Source organism: Pseudomonas sp. PSB11 (assembly GCF_014596605.1).
In the GTDB taxonomy this organism is placed as follows: domain Bacteria; phylum Pseudomonadota; class Gammaproteobacteria; order Pseudomonadales; family Pseudomonadaceae; genus Aquipseudomonas; species Aquipseudomonas umsongensis.
The window spans coordinates 304112-320695 of record NZ_NOIO01000004.1 but is presented as its reverse complement, the minus strand read 5'-3'; the positions used below and the strand labels follow the sequence as shown (position 1 = coordinate 320695).

Below are 16584 nucleotides of genomic sequence, written 5' to 3'. Positions count from 1 at the left end.
GCACCCCCTCAATATAGAAGTGACTCGCGATTGAGCAAATCGAAATAAAGGTTATGGGGTTGGCGCATGGGCCTGGCAGTCGACCAGATGCACCCGATTTACTGTAGGAGCGAGCATGCTCGCGATGGTCGTCAACGATGACGAGGGGAGCCTGGCACCCCGCGGTGCTCTCAGGTTTTTCGCGAGCATGCTCGCTCCTACAGAGACCGCCGGGTGCCGCAAGGGGCACAGGGGTTAACCGAGCACTTCGCGCATTCGGTACCACAGCATGCCGAGCGCCAGCAGCGGCGAGCGCAGGGCGCGGCCGCCCGGGAAGGTCATGTGCGGAACGGCGCTGAACACATCGAAGCCTTTGCTGTGTCCGGCCTGGATCGCTTCGCCCAGCAGTTTTGCGCACCAGTGGGTCACGTTGAGGCCATGGCCTGAGTAACCCTGGGCGTAGAACACGTTCGGGTGCTGGCGCAGGCGCCCGACCTGGGGGAATCGATTGGCCGTGATGCCGATCTTTCCGCCCCATTGATAGTCGATGCGCACATTCGCCAACTGCGGGAAGACCTTGAGCATTTGTGGGCGCATGTAGGCCGTGATGTCCCGTGGATCGCGCCCGGAATAATGGCAGGCACCGCCGAACAACAGGCGCCGGTCTGCCGAGAGCCGGTAATAGTCCAGGCCGACTTTCTGGTCGCACAGCGCCAGGTTATGCGGGATCAGCTGCGCGGCAACCTCGGCCGACAAGGGTTCGGTGGCAATGATGTAGCTGCCGGCCGGGAGCACCTTGCCGCTGAGTTTCGGTTCGAGTTCTTCCAGGTGGGCGTTACAGGCGAGCACCAGGCTTCCCGCGCGAACCGTGCCGCCCGCACAACGAACCTTTACGGTGTCACCGTGGATCAACTCCAGCACCGGACTCTGCTCGAAGATCTGCACGCCAAGGGATGACGCAAGCCGCGCTTCGCCCAGGACCAGGTTCAAGGGGTGCAGGTGACCGGACCCCATGTCGACCAGACCGCCGGCATATACGCCTGAATTGACCACGTGCGTGCGAATCTGTCCGGGCTCGACCAGGCGAGTTTCGTGGGCGTACCCCGATTCCTTGAGCGCTGCGTATTCAGATGTAAGTCCGGCAAACTGCGCCGGGGTGTTAGCCAATTCGCAAAAGCCCCAGCGCAGGTCACAATCGATGCCGTGTTCGCGGATTCGCCGGCCCACCAGCTCGACCGATTCGATACCGGCGCGCTCCAGATAGCGCACGCCTTCGGCCCCGATATGCCTGGCGAAACCACTGACGTCATGACCAATGCCGCGTATCAGTTGTCCGCCGTTGCGCCCGCTGGCACCCCAGCCGATTCGCCGGCCTTCCAGCAGGATCACCGAGAGACCGCGCTGGGCCAGTTCGATGGCCGTGTTGATGCCGGTGAAACCACCGCCAATCACACAGACATCGGCCTCAAGGTCCGCTGTCAGCCCGGGAAATTGCGCCATGCCATGGGCCGACGCGGCGTAATACGAGCGAGCATGTTCCTGTGTGTACTGGTTCATTGGTTGGACTTCACTTTGCTCCACGAACGGGTCATCAGGCGCATGATCGACTGCGGCGGGGTGGTGGAGATATAGAGCTTGTCGAGCACTTCCTGCGGCGGGTAAACCTCGGGGTTGTTCACCAATTCAGGGTCCATGTACTGCTTTGCCGCCGGATTAGGGTTGGCATAGCCGACCGAGGCACTGACCTTGGCGATCACTTGCGGATCGAGCAGGTTATTGATGAACGCGTGTGCCTCTTTAGGGTTGCTGGCGTCGGCGGGAATGGCCAGCAGGTCGAACCACAGGTTGCTGCCTTCCTTGGGAATGGCGTAGGCGATGTTCACGCCGTTATTGGCTTCCTTGGCCCGGTTGGCGGCCTGGAACACATCGCCGGAGTAACCGAATGCCACGCAGATGTCGCCATTGGCCAGGTCCGAGACGTACTTGGACGAATGGAAATAGGTGATGTACGGACGGATGCCCAGCAGCTTGGCTTCGGCTTTCTTGAAGTCTTCGGGGTTCTCGCTGCGCGGGTCCATGCCCATGTAGTTGAGGACTGCGGGGAACACTTCATCGGCCGAGTCCATCATCGATACGCCGCACTGGCTGAGCTTCTTGATGTTTTCCGGCTCGAACAGCACGGCCCAGGAATCGATGTGGTCGATGCCCAGCACCTGCTTGACCTTGTCAACGTTGTAGCCGATGCCGTTGGTGCCCCACAGGTACGGCATCGAGTGCGCGTTGCCCGGATCGTTTTTCTCCAGCAAGGCCAGCAGCTTCGGGTCCAGGTTCTTGAAGTTCGGCAGTTGCTCGCGGTCCAGCTTGAGGAACGCGCCGGCCTTTACCTGACGGGCGAGGAAGTGGTTGGAGGGCACGACCACGTCGTACCCGGTACGCCCGGCGAGCAACTTGCCTTCCAGGGTTTCATTGGAGTCGAAAACGTCGTAGATCACTTTGATCGAGGTTTTTGCCTGGAAGTCGGCGAGGGTGGTCTCGCCGATGTAGTCGGTCCAGTTATAGACACTGACCTGAGGCTGAGCCTGGGCGACGGCGCTGAACAGGACAGTCAGCGCGAGCGGAACCATGGATTTCAATAGACGCATATCGACACCTCTTGGAATTATTGGTTTTTTCAGGTGATGATCGTTCCCACGCTCTGCGTGGGAATGCCTCAAGGGACGCTCTGCGTTCCAATGGGACGCAGAGCGTCCCAGGCTGCATTCCCACGCGGAGCATGGGAACGATCATTCAGGGGAGGGTTAGACGCTCAGCAACAGGAACTCGCGCTCCCAAGAGCTGATCACGCGCTTGAAGTTCTCATGCTCGGCGCGCTTGACCGCGACGTAGCCACGCACGAACTTGTCGCCCAGGTAACGGCTGACGGTGGCGCATTCTTCCATCTGCGTCAGCGCGTCTTCGATGGTGATCGGCAGGCGCAGGTTGCGCCGCTCATAGGCCCGGCCCTGCACCGCGGCGCTCGGTTCAATGCGCTCGACCATGCCCAGGAAACCGCACAGCAGGCTGGCGGCGATGGCCAGGTAAGGGTTGGCATCGGCCCCGGGCAAGCGGTTTTCCACACGCATGGCGTCGGGGCTCGAGGTCGGTACGCGCAGGCCGACAGTGCGGTTTTCTTCGCCCCATTCGACGTTCACCGGTGCCGAAGTGTCCGGCAGGAAGCGGCGGAACGAGTTGACGTTCGGCGCGAACATCGGCAGGACTTTGGGGATGTACTTCTGCAAGCCACCGATGTGGTGCAGGAACAACTCGCTCATGTTGCCGTCGGCGTCGGCGAAGATCGGCTGGCCGGTGGCAATGTCCACCACGCTCTGGTGGATATGCATGGCGCTGCCCGGCTCATCGCCGACCGGCTTGGCCATGAACGTCGCCGCGACATTGTGCTTGAGCGCCGCCTCGCGCATGGTGCGCTTGAACACCGTGATCTGGTCGGCCAGGTCCAGGGCGTCGCCGTGGCGGAAGTTGATTTCCATCTGCGCCGGGCCGTCTTCGTGGATCAGTGTGTCGAGGTCCAGGCCCTGGAGTTCGCACCAGTCGTAGACGTCTTCGAACAGTGGGTCGAATTCGTTGGCGGCGTCGATGGAGAACGACTGGCGACCGCTTTCGGCGCGCCCGGAGCGGCCCATCGGGGCCTTGAGTGGCAAGTCCGGATCTTCGCAACGCTGGGTCAGGTAGAACTCCATCTCCGGCGCGACAATCGGCCGCCAGCCTTTATCGGTGTACAGCTGCAGGACTTTCTTGAGCACGTTGCGCGGCGACAGTTCGATCGGGTTGCCGAACTTGTCGAAGGTGTCGTGAATCACGATGGCGGTCGGCTCGATCGCCCAAGGCACGACATACACTGCATCGGATACCGGTTTGCAGACCATGTCGATATCCGCCGGGTCAAGCAGGTCGTAGTAGATGTCGTCGTCGACAAAGTCCCCGGTTACCGTTTGCAACAGCACACTTTCCGGCAGGCGCATGCCTCGCTCATGCAGGAACTTGTTGGTGGGTGCGATTTTGCCGCGTGCAATGCCGGTCAGGTCGCTGACGACGCACTCGACTTCGGTAATCTTGTGATCTTTCAGCCAAGTGAACAGCTGATCGAAAGGGACATTCATAAAGACCTCGTTATTGGTTTTATTAACGCCAGGAGAGGCCGGTTTCATCCGCCGGACACTTCCCCTGTAGCGCGTTGACGTCTATCTTGGGCGAGCCTTGCGGTTCCATCTATCCACTTTAAGCAGGACAAAGCGCACCAAAAGAGTGCGTAAGGTCGCCCAATGACAGTCTGCAATTCACTACACGTTCAAGCGTTCAATACCTGTGATATCGCCGAGCAAATCCGAGCCACACCGGGCTGGGTCCAGCATTACCAACAGATGTCGCCGGGGCATTTTGCCGGCAGGGTGCGCTATCTGGATCTACAGGGCGTAGAGATTTACGAAGAGCACATGAACACCCGGGTCGAGCAGAATTTCAGCGCGCCACAAGGCGCGCTGGCGTTTTGTTTCGACCGTAGCGACAACGCGCTGTACGTGTTGAACGGCGAAAGCCGCAACATCTGGATCACCCCGGAGAACTACCAGGAAATCGCCGTGGTGTTCGGGCCCGAGTTTGTCCAGCGTCACGCCCTGGATGTCGCGCGGCTGGAGGGGTTGTTCATGGCGCCGCTCAATTCGCAGCAAAATGCATTGTTCAGTCGTTGGCTCAGCGCAACCCTGACCCAGCTGTCGCAGACCTACGACCCGCCAAGCCGAGAAGCCTTGACCCAGCAGCTGCTGGAGGATTGCCTGTTCATCCTCGACAACGCCTGTACCTGCCTCGATCCGGGTGCATTGCAGCGCCGGGCAGGGGAGCGGGCGATCATGAAGCGGGTAGGGGAATGGGCGGCGGATAGCCCCGAGGAACACCTCGACCTGCTGGCTTTGTCCAAGGTCGCGGGGGTTTCGCTGCGCCAGTTGCAGCACGCCTTCAAGACCTTCACCGGCATGGCGCCGACCCAATGGCTGCGCCTGCGCCGTCTGAACAGCGCCCGCCGCGAACTGCTCAGCCGCACGCCGGCACAAACCACCGTGGCCGAAGTGGCGATGCACTGGTCGTTCTGGCACCTGGGGCGGTTTTCCAGCAGCTATCGCGCGTTGTTCAAGGAACTGCCGAGTGACACCCTCAAGCGTGCAAGCGTGGTCCAGGCCGTCGGGCGTGGCCGGCGCTAGAAAGTCGGCGGGGTAATCACCCAGATCACCACGGCATCCACGACGCCGGGATTGCCATAACGATGCGGTTCCTGGCTGGAGAAACTGAAGCTGTCACCTTCATTGAGTTGAAAGTGGCGCTCGCCGACCCACAACTCAAAGCTGCCTGACAGCAGATAGCCGGCTTCTTCGCCGTCGTGGCTGTAGCTTTGCTGGCTGTAGGTGCCGGGCGGGAAACGCGAGTGGAGCATTTCCAGCTGACGGTTGGCTTGCGGGGTCAGCAACTGGTCGACGATGCCGTCTTCGTAATGGACATTCAGGCGGCTGTGCTTGCGCACGACAATGCCGTCGTCTTCAGGATCGGTGACCGCCTCGCTGGCGAAAAACCATTGGATGGTCACGCCGAGACTGCGGGCAATGTTGAACAGCGCCGGGATCGAGGGATAGGCGAGATTGCGTTCCAGTTGGCTGATGTAGCCAGCGGTCAGCTCGCTCTGTTGCGCCAGTTCCGCCAGGGTCATGCCCCGGCGTTTACGCAGGCCGCGAATCCGCGTGCCGAGAAAATGCGGTTCGGCCTGGGTCTTGCTGTCATTGCTCATACTGAGTTCCAAACCGGTAAGCTACGGCCCACTGTAGGAGCTGCCGCAGGCTGCGATCTTTTGATCTTGTATTTTGAAAGCAGGTCAAAAGATCGCAGCCTACGGCAGCTCCTACAAAGGTTGGCGCTAAAGCCCCGGAGTATAAACAGGCTTAAAGCTCCCACGCGACTTTAAGTCCCTCATAAATCGCTTCTTCGGCGGTACGCGGCGCCAGGCAGTCGCCGATACGCCGAAATTCCACCAGGCCTTGCAGTTGCGCGCCCAAGGTATCCACCGGCTGATGGCCCTGGCAAAGCACCAGCGTATCGACGTTCTCCATCAGCATCGGTTCGCCGCTGGCGGTGTGTTGCAGGTAGACCGTGTTGTCGTCACAACCGTACAACCGGGCGTAAGGGATGACGGGAATGGCGAGCTTGTGCAGCTCGCCAGCCAATTGATCGCGCACGTACAGCGGCAGGTTTTCCCCGCAATGGGTGCCGTTGACCGCCAGTTGCACTTGATGTCCGGCACGGGTCAGGCGCTCGGCGATACCGGGGCCGATCCAGTCGCAGCGCCAATCGACCACCACAACCGAACGGCCGATTTTTACCTCCTCACGCAGCACTTGCCAGGCATCCACCACCTGCAGTTCGCCACCGCGCTCGAAGGGCGGCCAATAGGGTTTGGCACCCGTGGCGACGATCACCATGTCCGGCTTTTCCTGCTCCACCAGAGCGCGGTCGACCCGGGTATTGCGCACCACACGCACCCCGGCCAATTGCATTTCCCGCTGCAGGTTGGTGCTGGCACCCCCGAATTCACTACGCCTTGGCAGAAGTTGCGCGAGCAACACCTGGCCGCCCAGTTGCGCGCTGGCTTCGTACAGTGTCACCTCATGCCCGCGCTGGGCAGCCACTGCAGCGGCTTTCATCCCGGCCGGCCCACCGCCGACGACCATGATGCGTTTGCGTTTTACAGTCGCTTGACGCTGGCCAAATATCAATTCACGACCGGTTTCCGGGTGCTGGATGCAGGAGATCGGCAAGCCCTTGTGGAAATGCCCGATGCACGCCTGATTGCAGGCAATGCACGCGCGCACATCTTCCACGCGGCCGTCGTCGGTCTTGTTGGGCATTTGCGGATCGCAGATCAACGCCCGGGTCATGCCGCACACGTCGGCCTGGCCGCGCGCCAGAATCAGCTCGGCTTCCTGGGGCTGGTTGATGCGTCCGGTGACGAACAAAGGAATGCTCAAGCCAGCCTTGAAGGTCCCAGCCTCCTTGGCCAGGTAGGCCGCTTCGATCGCCATCGGCGGCACGATGTGCACGGCCCCCCCGAGCGATGCCGAGGTGCCGGCGACAATGTGAACGTAGTCCAGCTGAGGTTGCAGCGATTGCACGGCAGCCAGGGACTCGTCTTCGGTCAGCCCCTCGGGGTCGCGTTCATCGGCAGAGATGCGCAGGCCGATGATGAAGTGCTCATCGGTCGCAGCCCGAATCGCAGCGATGACTTCACGCAGGAAACGCAGGCGCTGCTCCAGCTCGCCGTTGTAGCCGTCGGTGCGCCGGTTGACGCGCGGATTGATGAACTGCGCCGGCAGGTAACCGTGACTGGCGACCACTTCCACGCCGTCGATGCCGGCCTGGTGCAGGCGTCGGGCCGCCGCCGCGTAACCGTCGACAATCTCGTCGATCATTGCCTGGTCCAGCGCCCGTGGCATGACCCGGAAACGCTCGTTCGGCACCGCCGATGCCGAGTAAGCCACGGCCAGCAGGCCGTCGCTGGATTCCATGATTTCCCGTCCCGGGTGGAACACCTGCGACAACACCACCGTGCCGTGGGCGTGGCAGGTTTGCGCCAGCTTGCGGTAGCCCTCGATGCATTCATCGTCGGTGGCCATCAGAACGTGGGAGGTGTACCGCGCACTGTCATGCACCCCGGCCACCTGCAGCACGATCAGCCCGACACCACCTTCGGCACGTGCCCGGTGATAGGCAATCAGCTGCTCGTTGACCAGGTTGTCAGTGGGCATGGAGGTGTCGTGACCGCTGGACATGATGCGATTTTTCAGGCGCTTGCCACGGATCTGCAAGGGTTCGAACAGGTGAGCAAAAGCTGGGGTCGGGCTCGACATGGTGCGCATACTCCTACAGTGGCAGCAGATTCTCGTTGTTTTTGTTGGTCTATAAAAATTTACCTGCAGTAAAAAATCAACTTGTTTTTTTACTTGGCCTTGATTAGCTTCGTGTCGAGCCCGCTCCTGGGGCGAACCTCACCAACAATAAAAAAGGGCCATGCCGACCTTGGGTCGCCTGGCACCTGCACGAGGAACCACTGATGAAATCGAATACGCTCAAGCACGGTTTTTATCCCTTGGCGCTGACCCTGGTGATGGGCCTTGGCAGCGCACAGGCAGCATCGGAGATGGTGGTGGTCGGTTATGGCGGCGCCGGTCAAAAAGCCCAGGACGTGGCGTTCTTCCAGCCTTTTGCCGCCGTGGATCAAAGCAAAGTGATCCAGAGCGAATACAACGGTGAAATGGCCAGGATCAAAGTGATGGTCGACACCGGCAACGTCGACTGGGACGTGGTGCAGATCGAAGGTCCGGACCTGATGCGTGGCTGCGAAGAGGGCATGTATGAGCGACTGGACTGGACTCGCCTGGGTCGCAGCGAAGAGTTGATCCCCGAGGCGGCGCAAGAGTGCGGGTCCGCCGCGTTGGTGTGGAGCGTGGCGATTGCCTACGATCGCGACAAATTGGCCCAGGCCCCGACGTCATGGGCAGATTTCTGGGACGTACAGAAAATCCCCGGCAAGCGCGGGCTGCGCAAGCGTGCGGTGTACAACCTGGAGTTCGCCCTGCTGGCGGACGGCGTGAAAACCGAAGACGTCTACAAGGTGCTCGGTACCCCGCAAGGCGTGGACCGGGCATTCGCCAAGCTCACTGAGCTAAAGCCTTACATCCAGTGGTGGGAAGCCGGGGCGCAACCGCCGCAATGGCTGACCGCTGGCGACGTGGTGATGACCTCGACCTACAGTGGGCGCATCGCCGACGCCGCGCAGAAAGGCAGCCACCTGGGCCTGGTCTGGCCCGGCAGCCTGTATGGCATGGACTACTGGGCAATCATCAAGGGCTCCAGGCACGTCGACCAGGCCAAGCGCTTCATTGCCTTTGCCAACCAGCCGGATGCACAGGTGAAATACGTCGAGCAAATCCCCTACGGTCCGACCAATATCCAGGCCGCCGCGCGCCTCGATGACAAACTGGCGCAATGGGTGCCCACGGCGCCGCAGAACCTCAAGGGCGCGTTGTCGATGAATGTCGGCTTCTGGGTCGACCATGGCGAAGAACTGGAAGAACGTTTCAACGCCTGGGCCAGCAAATAAGTACAGGGGATGGCTGGACCTGTCGAAGCGTCCAGCCGTACTGTCTGCCCAACCGAACCCCCTGGAGACCCAGAACGATGAATAACATCGCAACCGCCCTGACCGCCCCTGAACGCAGCGCGACCGAACAGCGCCTGCGAGAAGAACTGGCGGCCTGTTATCGCTTGATTGCACATTTTCGCATGACCGACCTGATCTTCACCCACATCTCGGTGCGTATTCCAGGGCCGGAGCATCACTTCCTGATCAACCCCTACGGGCTGATGTTCGATGAGATCACCGCGTCCAACCTGGTGAAGATCGACCTCGATGGCAACGCGGTGGAACCGTCGCCGTACCCGGTGAATCCGGCCGGTTTCGTGATCCACAGCGCCATCCACGGTGCCCGCGAAGATGCGCAATGCGTGCTGCATACCCACACGAAATCCGGTTGTGCAGTGGCGGCGTTGAAGTGCGGGTTGTTGCCGGTGAACCAGATTTCCATGGAGTTCTATGGCCGGGTGGCCTACCACGACTACGAAGGCGTGGCCCTGGACCTGAGCGAGCAACAGCGACTGGTGGCCGACATGGGCGACAAGCCGGTGCTGATGCTACGCAACCACGGCCTGCTCACCGTCGGCGAAACCGTGAGCCAGGCATTCTTGCGCATGTATTACCTGGAAAAGGCTTGCGAAATCCAGCTGGCGGCGCAGGCGGCCGGGGAGTTGGTATTGCCGTCGGCGCAGGTGTGCGCGCATACCGAGCGCCAGTTCAATGACCCGGGACGGCCACTGGAAGAGGGTGAGTTGAGCGACCCTGATGCCATGCAATTGGCTTGGGCGGCATTGCTCCGAATGCTGGATCGGGTGGCGCCGGGGTATCGGGACTGATCGGGATCATATGTGAATGGACTGACGCTTTCGCGAGCAGGCTCGCTCCCACCATTGATCGGGTCGTTGACAAATATCGTGCACGACAAGAAACCTGTGGGAGCGAGCCTGCTCGCGAAGGCGATCTTTCAGGCGGGCATACTCTTGCTGTACATTCGTTCAACTCGCAAGCCATAACGCGAGCCTCAACGATCGACAAACCAGGAGCAGTCGCCCATGAATCAGGAAGCCCGTTTTTCCCGCATGGAACCGGAGTTGCGCAAGGCCAATCTGATCGAGGCGACGCTGGTGTGCCTCAAGCGCCATGGTTTCCAGGGGGCGTCGATCCGCAAGATTTCCGCTGAGGCGGGCGTATCGGTCGGGCTGATCAGCCATCACTATTCGGGCAAGGACGAACTGGTGGCCGAGGCCTACATGGCGATCACCGGGCGCGTCATGACGCTGTTGCGCGACGCCATGGAGCAAGCGGCACCCACGGCTCGGGAGCGTTTGTCGGCGTTCTTTCGCGCCTCCTTCTGCGCCGAATTGCTCGACCCGCAACTGATCGACGCCTGGCTCGCCTTCTGGGGCGCGGTGAAAACCGCCGAGGCGATCAACCAGGCCCACGAGCATTCCTATGGCGAGTACCGCGCGATCCTGGGCAAGGTGCTCAGGGAGTTGGCGCAAGAGGAGGGCTGGGAGCACTTCGACGCCGACCTGGCCGCGATCAGCCTCAGTGCGTTGCTCGATGGCCTGTGGCTGGAGTCCGGGCTCAATCCCGGGACCTTTACCCCCGAGCAGGGCATCCAGATTTGCGAAGCCTGGGTCGACGGTTTGCAGGCCGGCGGCCGGCAGCGGTTTTGCGTGCAGACGAGTAGCTGTTGATCACCCGTTCAGCAGTGGCTACTCTCTGGCACTGATGCAAGCCCTCTAATAAGAAACAAGCAGGACACCCAGCAATGACTCCTCGGGTACTGATCGTCGATGACGATCCGCTGATTCGCGAACTGTTGCATGCCTACCTGTCACAGGAAGGCTACGACGTGCACTGCGCCGCCACGGCGGAACTGGCCGAAACCTTCCTGGCCAGCCAGGCTGTCGACCTGGTCATGCTCGATATCCGCCTGCCAGGCAAGGACGGCCTGACCCTGACCCGCGAACTGCGGGTGCGCTCGGAAGTCGGGATCATCCTGATCACCGGGCGCAATGACGAAATCGACCGAATCGTCGGCCTCGAATGCGGCGCCGATGACTACGTGATCAAACCCCTCAATCCACGGGAACTGGTGTCGCGGGCAAAAAACCTGATACGCCGGGTACGCCATGCACAGGCGCCACAGCCGGTTGCCGCTGTCGCCAAACCGGTCAAGCAGTTCGCCGACTGGGCGCTGGACACCGACCGCCGGCGCTTGATCGATCCGGACGGCAGCGAGACCTTGCTGACCCACGGCGAGTACCAGCTGCTCAGTGTATTTTTGCGCAACAGCGGCCACACCCTTAGCCGCGATCAATTGATGGACCAGATCCGCAACCGCGAATGGGTGCCCAACGACCGTTCGATCGACGTGCTGGTCGGGCGCTTGCGCCGCAAACTGCATGACGATCCCGCCGAACCGCAACTGATCATTACCATCCATGGCGCCGGCTACCTGTTCACTGCCAGCCTGGCGGCGTGACGACGGTGGGACGGTTGCTCTGGGCGCTACTGATGTTGTTGGCGAGCAACGTGCAGGCGGCGGACAAGATCCGCTATTGCGATTACCCGGTGTATCCGCCGATTTCCTGGAGCGATGGCAAACAGGTGCGTGGCCTGGCGCCCAGTGTGGTCCGGCAGTTGTTCGGCCAACTCGGCTATGAGGTCGAGATTGTGGTACTGGGTAACTGGAAACGCTGTCTGCTGGACGTCGCCGAGGGCCGGGTCGATGTGGTGCTGGCCTACAGTACCGCGCAACGGGAACAGAGCATGCTGTTCTCCACCGTTGCGGTGCTGCGCGAAGAAGTGGCGTTGTTCATCAATCGCCAGCACCCGGTGAAGTTCGAACAATTGCAGGACCTGGCCCACTACCGTGGCGGCTTGCTGTTCGGTGAAAGCTACGGCGTGGCGTTCGATCGCATGGTCGCGCAACACAACAACATCGAATGGGTCGCCAGCAGCCGCCAGAATTTCGGCAAGCTGATTCGCGGGCGCATCGATTTCATCACCCAGGAGCGCCGCACCGGTGAGCTGTACGTGGAAACCCTGCCCGGCGCCCAGGACATCGTGGCCTTGCCCAAGGCCCTGAGCGTGGACTATTTGCGGGTCGCCGTTTCCCGCCGTTCGCCGTTGTCCGCCCACATGCCGCAGATTGATGCGCAATTGCAGCGCATGGTGGATGCCGGTGATATCCAGCGCCTTCTCAATGAAAGCGAGGTCATCTATCGCGACATGATCAACCTGCCGGCGAACGCACCATGATCCGAGCACGTGCCGGTGGACTGCTGCGGCGACTGCTGTGGTTCATCCTGCTGTTCAGCCTGTGTTTTACCGTGCTGGCCAGCAGCGTGCAGTTGTATATCGAGTATCGCCGGGAAATGCGCGAGATCGACTCGCGCATGGAGCTGATCCGCGCCGGTTACCTGGCCAGCCTGGAGCGCAGTCTCTGGGATCTGAACCAGGAGCAGTTGAATGTGCAGCTGCGCGGCCTGGTGGATTTCTCCGACGTCGCCAGGGTGCATTTGACCGGTCCCGATTTCGACCTGGTGCAGGGCAATCCCGCGCCGGCAGGGCCGTTGCGCATCGAGCGCTTTGCCCTGGATTACCAACCACCTGCAGGTTCCTTGCGCCATCTCGGCGAGCTGGAAGTCAGCACCGACCTGAGGGCGGTGTATCAACGCCTGTATGCCACCGGCTTGACCAACCTGCTGTGGATGGCGGTGTTTTTCTGCGGCCTGGCGGTGGCGCTGTCGGGGCTGTTTTATCGCCTGGTGACCCGGCATCTGAAAGTCATGGCTGAATTTGCCCGGCGCATTGCCGCAGGGCAATGGCACGAGCCGCTGCGCCTGGACAAGCGTCCTGGCGCGCAAAACGACGAAATCGACACCGTGGCCCATGCCCTCGACGACATGCGCAGGGCGATCCTCAGCGACATCGACCGCCGGGAAACCGACCGCCTGGCCCTGCAGGACAACCGCGACGAATTACTGCGCAGGGTCGAGCGGCGCACGGCCAGCCTGATGCGCGCCAAGGACGACGCCGAAGCGGCCAACCTCGCCAAATCACGGTTTTTGGCCACCATGAGCCACGAACTGCGCACGCCACTCAATGGCATCCTAGGCATGGCCGAGCTGCTGAGCGGTGCCCGTCTCGACCCGCAGGACAGCAGGCGCCTGGATGCGTTGCACAAAGCGGGCGAGGGGCTGCTGACGATCCTTAATGAAGTGCTGTATTTCGCCAAGCTGGAGGAGGGTACCAGTCCCCCGGAACCGGTAAATTTCTCGATGCGCCAACTGCTCGATGAAGTCCTCACGCTACTGGAACCCAAGGCGCTGGGCAACGACACGATCCTGCATTGTCGGGTCGATCAAGCGGTGGCCGAGCTTCACCACGGCGCCGAGCAATACCTGCGCCAGGTGTTGAGTAACCTGTTGGCCAACGCGATCAAGTTCACAGCAAGCGGTGACGTTTGTGTCGAAGTGGCATTGCTCGCATTGCCGCCAGATCAGGGCGGACAGCGTCTGCGGGTAAGTGTGACCGACAACGGCATCGGTATCGCCCCGGCGATGCAGGCGAAGATTTTCGAGCGATTCACCCAGGCCAGTGAAGAGGTCGCACAGCGTTATGGCGGCACGGGACTGGGGCTGGCTATCTGTAAGCATCTGGTGGAAAAGATGGGGGGCTGCATCGGCGTCAGCAGCGAAGTCGAGCGCGGCAGTTGCTTCTGGTTCGAGTTGACGTTGCAGCCGGCCATCGAGGCCATTGCCTCGACGCCCACCTATACGGCGGGTCCGGCGCTGGACATCCTGGTGGTCGAGGACGTAGCGCTCAACCGCGAAGTGGCCGAGGGCCTGTTGCAACGGGACGGGCATCAAGTGTGGCTGGCCAACGACGCTGAACAGGCATGGGCGCAATGCTCGGCGCGCAGCTTCGATCTGATCTTGCTGGATGTGCACCTGCCGGGCATGAGCGGCGTCCAGTTGTGCAAACAGATCCGTGACAACGACGGACCGAACCGTGAAACCCGCATCTTTGCCTTGACCGCCAGCGTGCAACCGGCGTTGGTCCGCGGTTATCTGGATGCAGGCATGGATGGCATCCTGGCCAAACCCCTGAAGCTGGACAACCTGCGACAGGTGCTGGCGGGGCGGGCAACCACCGGCCTGTCCGAGGTTGACGACGCAGCGATGGACTGGCCGTTACTGCGCACCCATCGCAGTTTGCTTGGCGAGCAGAAAGTACAGGGCTTGCTGACCGTATTGCGCGATTCAATCGTGCAACACCGTGAGGCACTGGGCGAAGCCATTGAGGCCGATGATTGCACCGAAGTCGCACAACTGGCGCACCGCCTGGCCGGCAGCGGCGATTCCCTGGGGTTTCGTGCCTTGGCCGAGGCATTACGGAGTCTGGAAATCGCGGCGCTGGGCAATGACCAAACCGCGATTCGATCGTTGGTGCCCTTGGTCGAAGCGCAACTGCAAGGGTCGCTGCACACGCTCAAAGGCCTGTTGCAGAGCTGACGTACAAATTTGTTACGACTTTCTACAACTTCGATCTTTACGTACAACAGGGCCTTACATGGCTTTCCAATAATCGACGCAACCGCCGCAGCGCGGTCTTCGAAGCTTATTGGAGATAATAATAATGAATTGCCGTAAAGCTGCTTCCTCCCTGCCTGACTTCCCGTCATGCGCTGCCCGCCTCAGCGAGTCGGGGTGCCGGGCATGAGCGAAAACACCGATCGTAAAGGCATCCAGCTGACTCGGGCCCTGAAGAGTCGGCACATTTTCATGTTGTCCCTGGGCGGCGTGATCGGCACCGGGCTATTCATGGGCTCCGGCGTGACCATCAACCAGGGCGGGCCAGTGGGGGCGATCCTGGCTTATCTGGTCGCCGGTTTCCTGATGTACCTGGTGATGGTCTGCCTCGGCGAACTGTCGGTGCAGATGCCGGTGTCCGGTTCATTCCAGACCCACGCGACCAAGTTCATCGGCCCGGCCACTGGCTTCATGATCGGCTGGGTGTACTGGATGAGCTGGGCCACCACCGTAGGCCTTGAGTTCACGGCGGCTGGTATGTTGATGACGCGCTGGTTCCCGGCGGTGCCGATCTGGTATTGGTCGGCGTTGTTCGTGGTGGTGCTGTTCGGCATCAACGCGATGGCAACCCGTGCCTTCGGTGAGGCGGAATACTGGTTTTCCGGGATCAAGGTGGCGGCGATTCTCGGGTTCATTGTGGTCGGTGTGCTGGTGATTTTCGGCGCAATCCCGCTGACCAGTGGCGCGCCTGCGCCGATGATGACCAACCTGATCGGCGATTCGTTGTTCCCCAACGGCATGTCCGCGGTATTCGCGGTGATGATGACCGTTGTCTACGCCTTCCAGGGCTGCGAAATCATGGGTGTGGCGGCGGGCGAAACCGACCAGCCGGAAAAAAGCATTCCCCGCGCCGTACGCAACGTGGTGTTTCGCGTGCTGATCTTCTACGTCTTGGCAATCGTCGTACTGTCGGCCATCGTGCCGTGGCAGCAGGCTGGGCTGATGGAAAGTCCGTTCGTGCAAGTGTTCGACATGGTTGGCATTCCCTACGCCGCCGACCTGATGAACTTCGTGATCCTCACGGCGATCCTGTCGGTGGGCAACTCCGGCCTGTATGCCTCGACGCGCATCCTGTGGGCCATGTCGAAAACCGGCATGGCGCCAAAAAGCCTGGCGCCGTTGAGCAAGCGTGGCGTGCCATTGCGTGCGTTGAGCATCACCTTGTGTTTCGCCCTGGTGTCGCTGATGACCAGCTTTATTGCCGCCGATACCTTGTTCATGGTGTTGATGGCGGTGAGCGGGATGTCCGGCACCGTGACCTGGATTGTCATCGCCCTGGCGCAGTACAAGTTCCGCAAGGCCTACCTGCGCGACGGCGGCAAGCTCAGCGACCTCAAGTACCGCGCGCCGTGGTTCCCGGTGTTGCCGCTGATGTGCATCACGCTGTGCTGCTCGCTGTTCGTGTTCCTGGCACTGGATGAAACCCAGCGACCATCACTGTATTGGGGCTTTGGATTTATTGCGCTGTGTTATGGCGCGTATTTCCTGTTCCATCGCAAGCGTGAAGAGGTGTTGGCGCCAAGCCTGCCGAGCGCATAAACCCCTGTCTCAACACCCCTCCTGTGGGAGCGAGCCTGCTCGCGAAAGCGGTGCATCAGTCAACAGAAATGTTGAAAGTGGTGCCGCCTTCGCGAGCAGGCTCGCTCCCACAGTTGTTTCGGGCTCTCTGTAGGAGCGAGCATGCTCGCGATGAACCCGAGAACGCCGCGGGGCGCCAGGCTTCCCGCGTAATCGTTGACGACCATCGTCGGAACGCCGCCCGGAGCATGC

At 61.1% G+C, this 16584-nt stretch carries 13 protein-coding genes; 8 read left to right on the top strand and 5 right to left on the bottom strand.

The features are described from left to right. Positions 1-234: 234 nt before the first annotated feature. From CGA21_RS08140 to CGA21_RS08130, 3 genes are all read right to left on the bottom strand, one after another. Complete coding sequence (locus CGA21_RS08140; RefSeq protein WP_110747308.1) at positions 235-1536, bottom strand: NAD(P)/FAD-dependent oxidoreductase; 1302 nt, start codon at positions 1534-1536, stop codon at positions 235-237. After that, on the bottom strand, positions 1533-2621 hold the full coding sequence (locus CGA21_RS08135; protein ID WP_188263937.1) for a polyamine ABC transporter substrate-binding protein: 1089 nt from the start codon (positions 2619-2621) through the stop codon (positions 1533-1535). Before CGA21_RS08135 ends, CGA21_RS08140 begins: the two co-directional genes overlap by 4 nt. A gap of 156 nt (positions 2622-2777) precedes the next feature. Then, complete coding sequence (locus CGA21_RS08130) at positions 2778-4136, bottom strand: glutamine synthetase family protein (protein ID WP_033045488.1); 1359 nt, start codon at positions 4134-4136, stop codon at positions 2778-2780. Between the two features lie 162 nt (positions 4137-4298). Between CGA21_RS08130 and CGA21_RS08125 the strand changes: the two genes are divergently transcribed. After that, entirely contained in the window at positions 4299-5231 is a 933-nt protein-coding gene (locus tag CGA21_RS08125; protein ID WP_188263936.1) for a helix-turn-helix domain-containing protein, read from the top strand. Here the strand turns inward: CGA21_RS08125 and CGA21_RS08120 are convergent. Continuing rightward, entirely contained in the window at positions 5228-5809 is a 582-nt protein-coding gene (locus tag CGA21_RS08120; protein WP_110747300.1) for a helix-turn-helix domain-containing protein, read from the bottom strand. The genes CGA21_RS08125 and CGA21_RS08120 overlap by 4 nt on opposite strands. A 151-nt stretch (positions 5810-5960) precedes the next feature. Next, a complete protein-coding gene (locus CGA21_RS08115; protein WP_110747297.1) occupies positions 5961-7922 on the bottom strand; it encodes an FAD-dependent oxidoreductase in 1962 nt (653 codons plus the stop codon). 203 nt (positions 7923-8125) lie between these two features. On the opposite strand from CGA21_RS08115, the gene CGA21_RS08110 reads away from it, so the two are divergent. From CGA21_RS08110 to CGA21_RS08080, 7 genes are all read left to right on the top strand, one after another. Then, positions 8126-9175, top strand: coding sequence for an ABC transporter substrate-binding protein (locus tag CGA21_RS08110; protein WP_110747294.1), 1050 nt, complete (start codon positions 8126-8128; stop codon positions 9173-9175). Positions 9176-9252: 77 nt separating this feature from the next. Continuing rightward, a complete protein-coding gene (locus CGA21_RS08105; protein ID WP_188263935.1) occupies positions 9253-10044 on the top strand; it encodes a class II aldolase/adducin family protein in 792 nt (263 codons plus the stop codon). A 216-nt stretch (positions 10045-10260) separates the two neighbouring features. Beyond that, positions 10261-10908 carry a TetR family transcriptional regulator C-terminal domain-containing protein gene (locus CGA21_RS08100; protein ID WP_110747288.1) on the top strand — a complete coding sequence of 216 codons (648 nt, stop codon included), beginning with the start codon at positions 10261-10263 and terminating at the stop codon, positions 10906-10908. Between the two features lie 74 nt (positions 10909-10982). Continuing rightward, a complete protein-coding gene (locus tag CGA21_RS08095; protein WP_020800504.1) occupies positions 10983-11699 on the top strand; it encodes a response regulator in 717 nt (238 codons plus the stop codon). A gap of 32 nt (positions 11700-11731) precedes the next feature. Beyond that, positions 11732-12478 (top strand): substrate-binding periplasmic protein, encoded by a 747-nt coding sequence (locus CGA21_RS08090; RefSeq protein WP_188263951.1) that lies wholly within the window; start codon positions 11732-11734, stop codon positions 12476-12478. After that, a complete protein-coding gene (locus tag CGA21_RS08085) occupies positions 12475-14736 on the top strand; it encodes an ATP-binding protein (RefSeq protein WP_188263934.1) in 2262 nt (753 codons plus the stop codon). Before CGA21_RS08090 ends, CGA21_RS08085 begins: the two co-directional genes overlap by 4 nt. A gap of 204 nt (positions 14737-14940) precedes the next feature. Further along, positions 14941-16353: an amino acid permease gene (locus CGA21_RS08080; protein ID WP_110747279.1), complete on the top strand. Its 1413-nt coding sequence runs from the start codon at positions 14941-14943 to the stop codon at positions 16351-16353. Positions 16354-16584: the final 231 nt, after the last annotated feature.